We start from the raw sequence: 11,983 nt of genomic DNA on the forward strand, positions 1-11,983 counted from the left end.
AAACCCGTGCAGCGGCTATCAGTAAGCCTTGCCGGTCTTGTAGAAGTTCTCGAAGCAGAAGTTGGTTGCGTCGATGTAGCCTTCGGCACCACCGCAGTCGAAACGCTTGCCCTTGAACTTGTAGGCCATCACGCAGCCGTTCTGCGCCTGCTTCATCAGGGCGTCGGTGATCTGGATCTCGCCACCCTTGCCCGGCTCGGTCTGCTCGATCAGGTCAAAGATGTCCGGAGTCAGGATGTAACGACCGATGATCGCCAGGTTCGACGGTGCGTCTTCCGGCTTTGGCTTCTCGACCATGCTGTGAACGCGGTAGATGTCGTCACGGATCATCTCGCCAGCAATCACGCCGTACTTGTTGGTTTCCTGCGGATCGACTTCCTGGATGGCCACGATCGAGCAGCGGAACTGCTTGTACAGCTTGACCATCTGGGTCAGTACGCCGTCGCCTTCGAGGTTGACGCACAGGTCGTCCGCCAGCACCACGGCGAAGGGTTCGTCACCGATCAGCGGGCGGCCAGTCAGAATGGCGTGGCCCAGGCCTTTCATTTCGGTCTGGCGAGTGTAGGAGAACGAGCACTCGTCCAGCAGCTTGCGGATACCGACCAGGTATTTCTCCTTGTCGGTGCCCTTGATCTGGTTTTCCAGCTCGTAACTGATGTCGAAGTGGTCTTCGAGGGCGCGCTTGCCGCGGCCGGTCACGATGGAGATTTCATTCAATCCGGCATCCAGCGCTTCTTCAACGCCGTACTGGATCAGTGGCTTGTTCACCACCGGCAGCATTTCTTTAGGCATGGCTTTAGTCGCTGGCAGGAAGCGAGTACCGTAACCGGCTGCTGGGAACAAGCATTTCTTGATCATATGAGTCCTTAAAAAGGCTGTGTGTACGAGTTTCGGCGCAGTCTAATGAGGGCGCGAGCGCCTTACAATGCCCCGCGCTGGCTAACCGCTGCCATCATAGAGAAATAAAGTGCCGGATAGTTCCGCAGCATCCTCCAGATAGCCTGCCAGGTAAACCTCCATCACCGCGCAGCGCTTGTAAACCGGCACCTGCACAGGGTTGCCGGAATGCCCCAGGCATCGACCAGGCACACCCTCGACTCAACGGCCAAGGCGGGCCATCCGGACTCCATGATGGCACCGTTTTCGCCCTGGCGATGTTCACCCGCAGGCACCACAACTCCCTCACCCAGAGGGGCTGCGGCACTTTTGCAGGCCCGCGGAGGACTAAGGTGACGTGCTGTACCGAAATGGCCATTAGCTATAGCATCGCCACTGGCATGCACGGCCACTTCACCCCCTCCCCCTCAGATGACGAAATCCCCCATGAACAGACTTTTCACTGTCACCGCAGTACTGGCCCTGAGTGGATGTGCCACCGCCTCCAATACCTACCTGGCCAATGGCGAACAAGGCCTGAGCATCGATTGCTCTGGCGAGGCCAGCTCCTGGGCCAGCTGTTACGAGAAAGCCGAGGCGTCCTGCGCCGGCACCGGCTATCGGATCGTCAGCACTGTCGGCACGCCCGCCACCAAGGAAAGCGACAAGACCCTCGGCGTCGATGTTGGCAACTATAAGAGCCGCAGCGTGGTAGTGGTCTGCAAGTAGAAGGCGCACGCCCTCTACATATGAATTTCGGCGAACTTGATGCCCAGGCCACGAATGGTTTCGATCAGGTCGTCGAGACGGCAGAAAGACTCCACCTCGTCGCTGTCGTCCACCAGAAAATAGCTGCGCCCGGCGCTCTTCTTGAAAAACACAATCCATTCCCCTGAATTGGCCGGGTTCTGGATCACGTGGGTGGCAGAGATCAAGCCCTCTGCATGCTTTGCCCTGACATCTTCCCGCTTCATGCTTTCTCCCAAAAAATCGATGCCGCCCAGGCGTGAGCCCGGGCGGCACCGGCAACAATGGGCGCTAGTTTATCGGATGCCCTGGCCTATCAGCACGCCTTCTACCGTCTGACCGTACAAATTCACCCCATCATTGGCGTGGAACTTGACCCGGGTCTTCTCGATGGAACCCTCCACCAGGCGCGGGTCCTGCGGCCGCTCGTGGCTGTTGACGAACGCCGCCACGTCCCAGGCCTGCTGATCGCTCAGGCTGCCGCCCTTGCCCAGAGGCATGTTGTGCTTGATGAAGGACGCCGCAGTATTGATCCGGTGCATCCCTGCACCCCAGTTGTAGGAATCCTTGCCCCAGAGTGGCGGCATCACGTAATCCGCACCGGCCTTCTGGCCCTGGCCGTTGTCACCGTGGCAAACCGCACACTGCGCCTGATACACCGTCGCACCCTGCTTGAGGTCGTAGCCTTTGGCGGGCTGCGCCACGTCGGGATACCCGCGCCCGGGCAGCTCGACGCCCAGCGGCGCCTTGCTCGCCAGCCAGTAGGCATACACCGACAGCGCGGTAATCTGCGGACTGTCCGCCGCCGGCGGCTTGCCACCGTTCATGCTGAACTGAAAACAGCCTTGCAGGCGCTCGGCAAAGGTATTCACCTTGTCGTTCTTCTTGCGATAGGCCGGGTACATCGGGTACGCGCCCCACAGTGGCGCCGAGTTGGCCAGGCGACCCTGATCAAGGTGGCAATTGCTGCAATTGAGGCCGTTGCCAACGAACTGCGGCGCCAGGCGCTTGGTATCGACGAACAGGGCGTAGCCTTCGCGTACCAGCTTGCCGTAGGCATTGTCCGGCAGCTCGCTTTCAGCCGGCGGCTTGAAGTACTCGACATGGGCGGAAGCGCTCGGCGCCGGGATCTGCGACTGGTCCTCCATGGCGATGGTGGCGGCCTGGACCTGGATCGCGAGCAGGCTCAGCAGCGCCCCTGGAATCAATAGTTTCATGGGCGCGCCTCCTGGGAGTTCAAGGTTGCAAAGTAGTCCGCCACGGCAGCCACTTCTTCGGCGCTCAGGGATTTGGCGATGTGCCCCATCAGGTCATTGGGGTCGTTGTGGCGGGTACCTTCACGCCAGGCGTTGAGCTGTGCCACCAGGTAGCTGGCAGGCTGCCCGGCCAGGGGTGGGAAGGCGGTACCGACGCCCACGCCACCCGGTCCGTGGCAACTGACGCACTCGGGCACTTGCCGTTCCCAGGCACCACGCAGGGCCAGGCGCTCACCGACACCGGTGGCCACCTGGCTACGGCTGACAGGAGCCAGCTTGGGCGCAGGCATGGCGGCCAGGGTCGTGGTGACCGCGGTGATTTCCTCTTCACTCAAGGCCTTGGCCAGCGGTTGCATCACAGGGCTGGTGCGGGCGCCGCTGCGAAAGTCGTGCAACTGCTTGCCCAGATATCCCGCTGGCAACCCGGCAAGGCGTGGAAACCCGGCCGGAGCCAGGCCCATGCCATCGGCGCCATGGCAGGCCAGGCAAGCCGTCGCCCCCGGCTGGGCGCCTCCCTGGGTAAAGACTTTCTGCCCCTCCACGGCATGGGCAGTTTGAACCAACAGCAGCATCAGGCCACTCAATAGCATTCGATCCAGTGGGATCATATGGACTCCATTATTCTAGTTATATGCTTAGACCTGCATGGCATAAGCACACAAATAGTAGGTCAATTGATCCACCGGGACAACGCGAAATTGCCCCGCGCCTATCGAATACCGAACAGCAAAACAAGGTTTTACCAGGCGAAAAAAAGCGGCTAATCGCCGCAGTGCAACAAGGCTTCTGCCCACGCAAAAGCAGCCCCGGGCCGCGCTTGGCGGCGCTACCCGGGGCCTGGGGCAAAGTCTGGAGAAGGGATGCAAGCGGGTAACCGGGGCCGGTCACCCGCAGGGAGCAACGGCTCAGCCGGAAATACAGGACTCACCGGCCTTGCGCACATCCTGAGGGCGCAAGGGGTTGTTGCTCATCTGCTCGTGCAGCTTGATGCTGCTGCCACCGGAACGCTCTTCAATGTAGAACACCGCAGCCGGGGCCGGCGACAGGCTCTGGGGCACTAGCACCCGAAAGCCGTCCTTGTGTGGCTCGACCTGCAGCGCGCCGCGGCTGCCGGAGAGTTTGTCGGTCAGGCACTTGGCGTATTCCTGAGGCTTCTTGCCGGAAATCACGCTCAGGGTTGGCGGTGTCTGGTTGATGTCCGAGACGCTTGCGCAACCGCCGATGGCCAAGACCAGAACCCACACCCAGCGTTTCATGTAAAAACCTCCAATAAAGTCCCTCCGACAGCAAAGACGCTGTTTTTCTCCGGAGGCACGGCTTTATCGCCGATAAAAATCCAAATAACTGTTTTAAATTGTCAAAGCTCGACGCCGGGGCCGAATAATACTCCTTTGGGCCTGATAAACTGCGCCACCGCCCACGCAAACGTTTTTTGCTTTTGTAGCTATAGCCCTTCTGGAGGCGCCCATGAAATTCATCCACCAGCGCGAGCACCTGAACGAAGACGATATCGTCGTCATCGAATGCTCCCAGGTCTGCAACATTCGCCTGATGAGCGACGCCAACTTCCGCAGCTTCAAGAACGGCGGCCGTCATACCTATCACGGCGGCGCCTTCGACAAGTTCCCGGCAAAGATCACCGCCCCCAGCACTGGCTTCTGGAACATCACCATCGACACCGTCAACCGTCGGCCCATCAGCGTGACCCGCAAGCCGAACCTGACGCATTCGATCCGCATCATTCGCCGCTCCAGTTCGAAACTGCGCTAAGCCCTCCCCTCGCGACAACAGGTAGCCCCGTGCCCCAGACCACCAAGTACGTCATCAAATACAAGCTCAACGGTGAGCGCCGCTTCGAATTCGCCCAGCTGCAGACCGGCTCCGAGGAAGAAGCCCGGGCCGCCCTCGAGGCGCTGCATGGCCAGTCCGACGATGTCATCAGCGACGTCAGCGTCAGCAAGGCCTTGTAGAGCGCCGCTGCGCACCACCGATTCAAGCGCAAGCAACGGAGTGTTCGGCGGCCAACCGTGCCGCAGACTGGCCGGGTTCCCTACCGCCCAGGACACTCCCGCCATGCCTGCCCCCTCGCTACACGATCGCTTGCAACAACTGGATTGGGCCCGCATCGAGCAGGCCCTCGACCAGGATGGCTGCGCCCGCCTCGAAGGCCTGTTGACTCCAGCGCAATGCCAGGCCCTGAGCCGGCTTTACCAGAGCCCCGAGTTGTTTCGCTCGAAAGTGATCATGGCCCGCCATGGTTTTGGCCGTGGCCAGTACCAGTATTTTGGCTATCCGCTGCCGGAGCCCGTGGCGCAATTGCGCCAGTTGCTCTACCCGCGCCTGGTGGACCAGGCCAACCGCTGGAACCGCCTGATGAATATCGACGCCCAATACCCGACGCAACACGCCGCCTTCATCCAGCGCTGCCACGACGCCGGGCAGATGCGCCCGACGCCCTTGCTCTTGCAATACGGCCCCGGGGACTACAACTGCCTGCACCAGGATCTGTACGGCGAGCACGTATTCCCCTTGCAAGTGGCCTTCCTGCTGTCGCAGCCGGGAAGCGACTTCAGCGGCGGTGAACTGGTGCTCACCGAACAGCGCCCACGCATGCAATCGCGGCCGCAGGTCATTGGTCTGAAGCAGGGTGATGGGCTGGTTTTCGCCGTGCATCATCGCCCGGTAGCCGGAGCGCGCGGGCACTATCGGGTGACCTTGCGCCACGGTGTCAGCCGCATTCACAGTGGCCAACGCCATACCCTTGGAGTGATTTTTCACGATGCACTGTAATGATGGCGGCCCAGCCACCCTCGGGCTGTTCAGTGACAGCGACCTGCAGCAGCCTGCCCGCGTCGAGGTCCTGGGCCCACAATCCCGGGTATTGCGCGGCTTCGCCCTGCCCTGGGTCGAAGCGCTGCTGCCGCAACTCGATGCCGTGCTCGCCGCTGCGCCCTTTCGCCAGATGCAGACGCCCGGCGGCTTCACCATGTCGGTGGGCCTCAGCAGTTGCGGGCAACTGGGCTGGACCACCGACCGCAGCGGCTACCGCTATAGCCCCATCGACCCGCAAAGCCAGCGCCCCTGGCCAGCACTGCCCAAGGTATTCCAGGAGCTGGCCGAAGCCGCGGCCGAGGCTGCCGGCTTTCCCGGGTTCGCCCCGGACTCCTGCCTGATCAACTGCTACCGGCCGGGGGCAAAGATGTCACTGCATCAGGACAAGAACGAGCGCGACTACTCAGCCCCTATCGTGTCCCTGTCCCTGGGCCTGCCGGCGATCTTTCTCTTCGGCGGCCGGCAGCGCAGCGACAAGAGCCAACGGGTCGCGCTGCTGCATGGCGATGTGGTGGTCTGGGGCGGCGTCGACCGCCTGCGCTATCACGGAGTGCTGGCCCTCAAGGACGGCCACCACCCGCTGTTGGGCCAGCAACGGATCAACCTGACCTTGCGCCGGGCCGGCTGACGTTGAGAATTCAAGCGCAAGACCCGGAGTGCCGAACGGCCCCAGCTTGGTTAATCTGGCCGCCACCGCTTACCGAGTACCGACCATGACCGCCTTGTCGCGCAAGCACCGCATCGAACAGGACCCCCGCTGGCAAGCCGTGCTCAAGCGCGATGCCAGCGCCGACGCCAGCTTTGTCTACGCCGTGCGCACCACCGGCGTCTATTGCCGCCCCAGCAGCCTGTCGCGCTTGCCCAAGGCCGAGAATGTCGAATTCTTCGACAGCGCCGAGCAAGCCGAAGCCGCCGGCTACCGCCCGAGCAAGCGCCTGGCCAGTGACCAGACCCAGGTCGCGGCGCACCATGCCACGCTGGTGGCGCTGGCCTGCCGGCAGATCGAGGGCGCCGAAACACCGCCCAGCCTGGGCCAGTTGGCGCAGCAGGCCGGCATGAGCAGCTATCACTTTCACCGAGTGTTCAAGGCCGCCACCGGGCTGACCCCCCGGGCCTATGCCAACGCGCAACGCTCACGCAAGGTACGCTCCCACCTGGAACGCGGCCAGTCGGTCACCGAAGCCCTGTATGACGCCGGCTTCAACTCCAACAGCCGTTTCTACGAAGCGGCCGACCAGTTGCTGGGCATGACGCCCAGCGACTACCGCGCCGGCGGCCCCAACACCGATATCCGCTTCGCCCTCGGCCAGTGTTCCCTGGGGGCAATACTGGTGGCGCAAAGCGCGCGCGGTGTGTGTGCGATTCTCCTGGGGGATGAACCCGGCCCGCTGCTGGAGCAACTGCAGGACAAGTTCCCCCGGGCCAACCTGATCGGTGCCGACCGCGATTTCGAGCGCCTGGTCGCCCAGGTAGTGGGGTTTATCGAGGCCCCGGCCATTGGCCTGGACCTGCCCCTGGATCTGCAGGGCACGGTGTTCCAGGAGCGGGTATGGCAGGCCCTGAGGAGCATTCCTCTGGGCAGCACCGCCAGTTACGCCGAAATTGCCCAGCGCATTGGCGCGCCCAAGTCCATGCGCGCCGTGGCCCAGGCCTGCGCGGCCAACAGCCTGGCGGTGGCCATTCCCTGCCACCGGGTGGTACGCAGCGACGGCAGCCTTTCGGGCTACCGCTGGGGTGTGGAACGCAAGCGTCAGTTGCTGGAGCGCGAAGCGGCCTGCGAGGCCTCGATGCCGATGTAGATCGCCACCGAATCGGCACTGGTGTAGACCTCGAAATCCGTGGCGAAGGCGCGCCGGACCTGGGGGTTGTCCTGGAAGTAGGCCCAGATCAGCCCCCAGGTCTGGATCACGCAATCGGGCATAGCGCCCTTGGCACTGAACACCAGGTAGTCCCCGCCCTGGACAGCCACGCTCGGGTAGTCGGCGCAGGCACCTTCCAGCGCCACGCCGGCGGTCACGTCGAAGTGCCCGCTGGCATCGGACTCGTAGTTGGAATAGACGCCGTAGACGAACGAATCAGCCTGGCGAGGGCTGATCTTGTCGAACAGCCCCTCGACATAGAAGCGCTGCCACATCGGCCCGATCCGGGCGCTGTCGGCCTGTTGCTCGGCGGCGTTGAGGGTCCTTACTTGCAGGCCTGCAACGCTGAACGGCAGTACTTCACGCAGTTTTACATCCATGGTCAGCCTTCCTTGAGGGGTGCGATGAGGAAAAATATCCGCCGCAGTCTAGCGCCGGATCGACGCCGCCGACAGCCGTCGGCAGCGGCCGCCGTATCGGTTGCAAAGGCCTGGAATCGAGCCCCGTGGAAAAGTCAGCTGGCCTCGGGGCGCCATCTCCTGATAAAAACCACGGGCTGCATCGTCTAAACCTGCCGACGGAGAATTCCCGCAAATGAGCCAATGGACTGATCGCCGCCTCTTAGACCTGCTGGGTATCGCCCTGCCCATCATCCAAGCGCCCATGGCCGGCCCCTCCGGCTCCGCCATGGTGATCGGCGCCTCCCGGGCCGGTGCTCTGGGCTCCCTGCCCTGCGCCATGCTCGACGCCGGGCAGATCCGCCAGGAAGTACAGGTGATTCGCTCAGCCACGCAGAACCCGTTGAACCTGAACTTCTTCTGCCACCAGGTGCAGCCCGTCGATGCCGAACACGAGCAACGCTGGAAGAACGCCCTGGAGCCCTACTATCGCGAGCTGGGCGCCGACTTCGATGCTCCGACCCCGGTCAGCAACCGCGCGCCCTTCGATGAGAGCACCTGCCAACTGGTGGAAGAGTTGCGCCCTGAAGTCGTGAGTTTCCACTTCGGCCTTCCAGAGCCTTCGTTGCTGGCCCGGGTCAAGGCCACCGGAGCCAAGGTGCTGTCCTCGGCCAGCACCGTCGATGAAGCGCTCTGGCTGGAGGAGCGCGGCTGCGACGCGATCATCGCCATGGGCTACGAAGCCGGCGGCCACCGGGCAATCTTCCTCGGCGACGATCTCAACAGCCAGGTCGGCACCATGGCCCTGGTGCCGCAGATCGTCGACGCGGTGCAACTGCCGGTGATTGCCGCCGGCGGCATCGGCGATGCCCGGGGCATCGTCGCGGCGCTGGCCCTGGGAGCCTCGGCGGTGCAACTGGGCACCGCTTACCTGTTCACCCCGGAAGCCAAGGTCAGCGCCGCCCACCACCATGCCCTGCGCCACGCCAAGGAAAGCGAAACCGCGTTGACCAACCTGTTCACCGGGCGCCCGGCCCGGGGCATCGTCAACCGCGTCATGCGCGAAATCGGCCCCATCAGCCCGTTGGCGCCGGCCTTCCCCCGGGCCGGCGGCGCCTTGATGCCGCTGCGTGCCAAGGACGAGGCGGACTTCGCCAACCTCTGGTCCGGCCAGGCCCTGCGCCTGGGGGTGGAACTGCCCGCCTACGAACTGACCCTGCGCCTGGCCGAACAAACCCTGGCACAACTGCGCAGACGCTGATTCACTAGAGCCGCGATCCACATCGCGGCCCGGGCAACAAGCGCTGGCAACAGAGTTCCGTTCATCGACAAATCGCTATATATTCCGCTATATAGCGATTCCCCCTCGCCTTGGTGCAGGCCCCTTCCAATAACTCACTGCCCAACGCATCCGTCCCCCCAATGGAGCTGTTTGATGAACCTTCGCGCCTCAGGTTTTGCCCCGACTTGCCTCGCCGCCCTGCTCGCTGTCTTCGCCCTGGGTTCGGCCCAGGCCGATGAAGTACAGGTCGCGGTGGCCGCCAACTTCACCGCACCGATCCAGGCGATTGCCGCCGACTTCGAGAAAGACACCGGGCACAAACTGGTGGCCGCCTACGGCGCTACCGGGCAGTTCTATACCCAGATCAAGAACGGCGCGCCTTTTGAAGTCTTCCTCTCGGCCGACGACAGCACCCCGCAAAAGCTCGAAAGCGAAGGCGACATCGTCAAGGGCTCGCGCTTCACCTACGCCATCGGCACCCTGGCCCTGTGGTCGGCCAAGGACGGCTACGTCGACGCCAAGGGCCAGGTGCTCAAGGACAACCAGTACCAGCATCTGTCCATCGCCAACCCGAAAGCCGCGCCTTACGGCCTGGCCGCAACCCAGGTACTGGCCAAGCTGGGCCTGACCGACAAGGTCAAGGACAAGATCGTCGAAGGCCAGAACATCACCCAGGCCTATCAGTTCGTTTCCACCGGCAATGCCGAGCTGGGCTTCGTCGCCCTGTCGCAGATCTACAAGGACGGCAAGGTCACCAGCGGTTCGGCCTGGATCGTCCCGGCCCAGATGCACGACCCGATCAAGCAGGACGCGGTCATCCTCAACAAGGGCAAGGACAACCCGGCCGCCAAGGCACTGGTGGACTATCTCAAGGGGCCAAAAGCCGCCGCGGTGATCAAGTCCTACGGCTACCAACTGTAAATGAGCCTGTCGAGTGCCGATTTTTCCGCCATCTGGCTGACCCTCAAGCTGGCGTCCCTGACCACGCTGATCCTGCTGGTGGTCGGCACTCCGATAGCCCTGTGGCTGTCGCGCACCCGCTCCTGGCTGCGGGGGCCGATCGGCGCCGTGGTGGCTCTGCCCCTGGTGCTGCCACCCACGGTGATAGGTTTCTACCTGTTGCTGGCCCTGGGGCCCAACGGCTTCTTCGGCCAGTTCACCCAGTCCCTGGGGCTGGGCACCCTGACGTTCAGTTTTGCCGGCCTGGTGCTGGGCTCGGTGATCTACTCCATGCCCTTCGTGGTACAGCCGTTGCAAAATGCCTTTTCTGCCATTGGCAGCCGTCCCCTGGAAGTGGCCGCAACTCTGCGCGCCAACCCCTGGGACACCTTTTTCACGGTGATCCTGCCCCTGGCGCGGCCAGGCTTCATCACAGCCTCGATCCTCGGCTTTGCCCACACCGTCGGCGAGTTCGGCGTGGTGCTGATGATCGGCGGCAACATCCCCAACAAGACCCGAGTGGTCTCGGTGCAGATCTACGATCACGTCGAGGCCATGGAATACGCCCAGGCCCACTGGCTGGCCGGGGCCATGCTGGTGTTCTCGTTCCTGGTGCTGCTGGCGCTGTACTCCAGCCGCAAGACCAAAGCCGGCTGGAGCTGAGCCGATGAGCATTCACGTCAAGCTGCACCTGGGCTACCAGGACTTCGCCCTGGATCTCGACCTGCAACTGCCAGGGCGCGGGGTAACAGCCTTGTATGGACATTCGGGCTCGGGCAAGACCACCTGCCTGCGCTGCATCGCCGGCCTGGAAAAAGCCGGCCGCGGGCGCATCCAGATCAACGACGAAGTCTGGCAGGACAGCCAGCGCAAGCTGTTCGTCCCGCCCCACAAGCGCTCCCTGGGTTATGTGTTCCAGGAGGCCAGCCTGTTCGCCCACCTGTCCGTGCAAGCCAACCTGGAATTCGGCCTGCGGCGCATTGCCAAGGCACAGCGCCGGGTGGACATGGCCCAGGCCACTGAACTGCTGGGCATCGGCCACCTGCTGCAGCGCCACCCGCAGCACCTTTCCGGCGGCGAGCGCCAGCGCATCGGCATTGCCCGGGCGCTGCTCACCAGCCCGCGGCTGCTGCTGATGGACGAGCCCCTGGCGGCCCTGGATTCGAAACGCAAAAGCGAGATCCTGCCCTACCTGGAACGCTTGCACGACGAGCTGGATATCCCGGTGCTGTACGTCAGCCACTCCCAGGATGAAGTGGCGCGCCTGGCCGACCATATCGTCCTGCTCAGCGATGGCCGGGCCCTGGCCAGCGGCCCCGTGGGCGAGACCCTGGCGCGCCTGGACCTGCCCCTGGCCCTGGGTGACGACGCGGGCGTGGTGGTGGAAGGCCGGGTCAGCCATTACGACCCGGACTACCAGTTGCTGACCCTGCAACTGCCCGGCAGCCAGCTGACTATCCGCGTGGCCCACGAGCCTCTGGCACTGGGCAAGGCCTTGCGGTTCAAGGTCCAGGCCCGGGACGTCAGCCTGAGCCTGCAGGACAGCGAGCACAGCAGCATCCTCAACCGCCTGCCGGTAACGGTGCGCGACGAAATCCCCGCGGACAACGCCGCCCATGTGCTGGTGCGTCTGGACGTGGCGGGCAGCCCGTTGCTGGCGCGCATCACCCGCTTCTCCCGGGACCAGTTGAGCCTGCACCCCGGGCAGCAACTCTGGGCACAGATCAAGGCAGTGGCCGTCCTGGCGTAAACCGCAGAGAAAATCGGCACCCTTGGCCGAGGCCGCGGTCCATG

General features: G+C 63.5%; 16 protein-coding genes. 10 read left to right on the forward strand and 6 right to left on the reverse strand.

Annotated features, from left to right (window positions below):
• Window positions 1-18: 18 nt before the first annotated feature.
• Window positions 19-858, reverse strand: coding sequence for a UTP--glucose-1-phosphate uridylyltransferase GalU (galU, locus tag AC1RMG_RS17970; RefSeq protein WP_011061681.1), 840 nt, complete (start codon window positions 856-858; stop codon window positions 19-21).
• Between the two features lie 465 nt (window positions 859-1,323).
• Between galU and AC1RMG_RS17975 the strand changes: the two genes are divergently transcribed.
• Entirely contained in the window at window positions 1,324-1,605 is a 282-nt protein-coding gene (locus AC1RMG_RS17975) for a hypothetical protein (RefSeq protein ID WP_011061682.1), read from the forward strand.
• A gap of 14 nt (window positions 1,606-1,619) precedes the next feature.
• Here the strand turns inward: AC1RMG_RS17975 and AC1RMG_RS17980 are convergent, their stop codons facing one another.
• The 4 genes from AC1RMG_RS17980 to AC1RMG_RS17995 all read right to left on the reverse strand — a co-directional run bounded on the left by AC1RMG_RS17980 (window position 1,620) and on the right by AC1RMG_RS17995 (window position 4,135).
• Window positions 1,620-1,850, reverse strand: coding sequence for a hypothetical protein (locus AC1RMG_RS17980; RefSeq protein ID WP_011061683.1), 231 nt, complete (start codon window positions 1,848-1,850; stop codon window positions 1,620-1,622).
• Between the two features lie 69 nt (window positions 1,851-1,919).
• Entirely contained in the window at window positions 1,920-2,771 is an 852-nt protein-coding gene (locus AC1RMG_RS17985) for a c-type cytochrome (RefSeq protein ID WP_370059508.1), read from the reverse strand.
• A gap of 65 nt (window positions 2,772-2,836) precedes the next feature.
• Window positions 2,837-3,487, reverse strand: a complete 651-nt coding sequence (locus AC1RMG_RS17990) for a c-type cytochrome (RefSeq protein WP_011061685.1) — start codon at window positions 3,485-3,487, stop codon at window positions 2,837-2,839.
• Window positions 3,488-3,784: 297 nt separating this feature from the next.
• A complete protein-coding gene (locus AC1RMG_RS17995; RefSeq protein ID WP_125062405.1) occupies window positions 3,785-4,135 on the reverse strand; it encodes a hypothetical protein in 351 nt (116 codons plus the stop codon).
• Between the two features lie 211 nt (window positions 4,136-4,346).
• On the opposite strand from AC1RMG_RS17995, the gene AC1RMG_RS18000 reads away from it, so the two are divergent.
• The 5 genes from AC1RMG_RS18000 (at window position 4,347) to ada (ending at window position 7,510) form a co-directional block, all read left to right on the forward strand.
• The gene (locus AC1RMG_RS18000) at window positions 4,347-4,649 is read left to right on the forward strand and encodes a DUF1883 domain-containing protein (protein WP_011061687.1); all 303 of its coding nucleotides are present in this window, start codon (window positions 4,347-4,349) and stop codon (window positions 4,647-4,649) included.
• 29 nt (window positions 4,650-4,678) lie between these two features.
• Complete coding sequence (locus AC1RMG_RS18005) at window positions 4,679-4,849, forward strand: hypothetical protein (protein WP_015635890.1); 171 nt, start codon at window positions 4,679-4,681, stop codon at window positions 4,847-4,849.
• Between the two features lie 103 nt (window positions 4,850-4,952).
• Window positions 4,953-5,669, forward strand: coding sequence for a 2OG-Fe(II) oxygenase (locus AC1RMG_RS18010; protein WP_262212027.1), 717 nt, complete (start codon window positions 4,953-4,955; stop codon window positions 5,667-5,669).
• On the forward strand, window positions 5,659-6,339 hold the full coding sequence (gene alkB, locus AC1RMG_RS18015) for a DNA oxidative demethylase AlkB (RefSeq protein WP_011061690.1): 681 nt from the start codon (window positions 5,659-5,661) through the stop codon (window positions 6,337-6,339). The genes AC1RMG_RS18010 and alkB overlap by 11 nt, the downstream gene beginning before the upstream one ends.
• An 85-nt stretch (window positions 6,340-6,424) precedes the next feature.
• A complete protein-coding gene (gene ada / locus AC1RMG_RS18020) occupies window positions 6,425-7,510 on the forward strand; it encodes a bifunctional DNA-binding transcriptional regulator/O6-methylguanine-DNA methyltransferase Ada (protein ID WP_011061691.1) in 1,086 nt (361 codons plus the stop codon).
• Here ada and AC1RMG_RS18025 read toward each other — a convergent pair.
• Window positions 7,462-7,950 (reverse strand): GyrI-like domain-containing protein, encoded by a 489-nt coding sequence (locus AC1RMG_RS18025; protein ID WP_011061692.1) that lies wholly within the window; start codon window positions 7,948-7,950, stop codon window positions 7,462-7,464. The two genes, ada and AC1RMG_RS18025, sit on opposite strands and share 49 nt — an antisense overlap.
• Before the next feature lie 214 nt (window positions 7,951-8,164).
• Between AC1RMG_RS18025 and AC1RMG_RS18030 the strand changes: the two genes are divergently transcribed.
• From AC1RMG_RS18030 to modC, 4 genes are all read left to right on the forward strand, one after another.
• Entirely contained in the window at window positions 8,165-9,229 is a 1,065-nt protein-coding gene (locus AC1RMG_RS18030) for an NAD(P)H-dependent flavin oxidoreductase (protein ID WP_015635893.1), read from the forward strand.
• A 174-nt stretch (window positions 9,230-9,403) separates the two neighbouring features.
• Window positions 9,404-10,171: a molybdate ABC transporter substrate-binding protein gene (modA, locus tag AC1RMG_RS18035; protein ID WP_011061694.1), complete on the forward strand. Its 768-nt coding sequence runs from the start codon at window positions 9,404-9,406 to the stop codon at window positions 10,169-10,171.
• The gene (gene modB / locus AC1RMG_RS18040; RefSeq protein ID WP_015635894.1) at window positions 10,172-10,852 is read left to right on the forward strand and encodes a molybdate ABC transporter permease subunit; all 681 of its coding nucleotides are present in this window, start codon (window positions 10,172-10,174) and stop codon (window positions 10,850-10,852) included. It begins immediately after the preceding gene.
• Window positions 10,853-10,856: 4 nt separating this feature from the next.
• Window positions 10,857-11,939, forward strand: coding sequence for a molybdenum ABC transporter ATP-binding protein (gene modC, locus AC1RMG_RS18045; protein ID WP_011061696.1), 1,083 nt, complete (start codon window positions 10,857-10,859; stop codon window positions 11,937-11,939).
• The last annotated feature ends 44 nt before the right edge of the window (window positions 11,940-11,983 follow it).

Source organism: Pseudomonas sp. GW822-FHT04H02 (assembly GCF_058800645.1).

Bases quoted from the DNA above. Each gene is read 5' to 3' on its own strand.
- galU (WP_011061681.1), bottom strand. From the start codon at position 858: ATGATCAAGAAATGCTTGTTCCCAGCAGCCGGTTACGGTACTCGCTTC.
- AC1RMG_RS17975 (WP_011061682.1), top strand. From the start codon at position 1,324: ATGAACAGACTTTTCACTGTCACCGCAGTACTGGCCCTGAGTGGATGT.
- AC1RMG_RS17980 (WP_011061683.1), bottom strand. From the start codon at position 1,850: ATGAAGCGGGAAGATGTCAGGGCAAAGCATGCAGAGGGCTTGATCTCT.
- AC1RMG_RS17985 (WP_370059508.1), bottom strand. From the start codon at position 2,771: ATGGAGGACCAGTCGCAGATCCCGGCGCCGAGCGCTTCCGCCCATGTC.
- AC1RMG_RS17990 (WP_011061685.1), bottom strand. From the start codon at position 3,487: ATGATCCCACTGGATCGAATGCTATTGAGTGGCCTGATGCTGCTGTTG.
- AC1RMG_RS17995 (WP_125062405.1), bottom strand. From the start codon at position 4,135: ATGAAACGCTGGGTGTGGGTTCTGGTCTTGGCCATCGGCGGTTGCGCA.
- AC1RMG_RS18000 (WP_011061687.1), top strand. From the start codon at position 4,347: ATGAAATTCATCCACCAGCGCGAGCACCTGAACGAAGACGATATCGTC.
- AC1RMG_RS18010 (WP_262212027.1), top strand. From the start codon at position 4,953: ATGCCTGCCCCCTCGCTACACGATCGCTTGCAACAACTGGATTGGGCC.
- alkB (WP_011061690.1), top strand. From the start codon at position 5,659: ATGCACTGTAATGATGGCGGCCCAGCCACCCTCGGGCTGTTCAGTGAC.
- ada (WP_011061691.1), top strand. From the start codon at position 6,425: ATGACCGCCTTGTCGCGCAAGCACCGCATCGAACAGGACCCCCGCTGG.
- AC1RMG_RS18025 (WP_011061692.1), bottom strand. From the start codon at position 7,950: ATGGATGTAAAACTGCGTGAAGTACTGCCGTTCAGCGTTGCAGGCCTG.
- AC1RMG_RS18030 (WP_015635893.1), top strand. From the start codon at position 8,165: ATGAGCCAATGGACTGATCGCCGCCTCTTAGACCTGCTGGGTATCGCC.
- modA (WP_011061694.1), top strand. From the start codon at position 9,404: ATGAACCTTCGCGCCTCAGGTTTTGCCCCGACTTGCCTCGCCGCCCTG.
- modB (WP_015635894.1), top strand. From the start codon at position 10,172: ATGAGCCTGTCGAGTGCCGATTTTTCCGCCATCTGGCTGACCCTCAAG.
- modC (WP_011061696.1), top strand. From the start codon at position 10,857: ATGAGCATTCACGTCAAGCTGCACCTGGGCTACCAGGACTTCGCCCTG.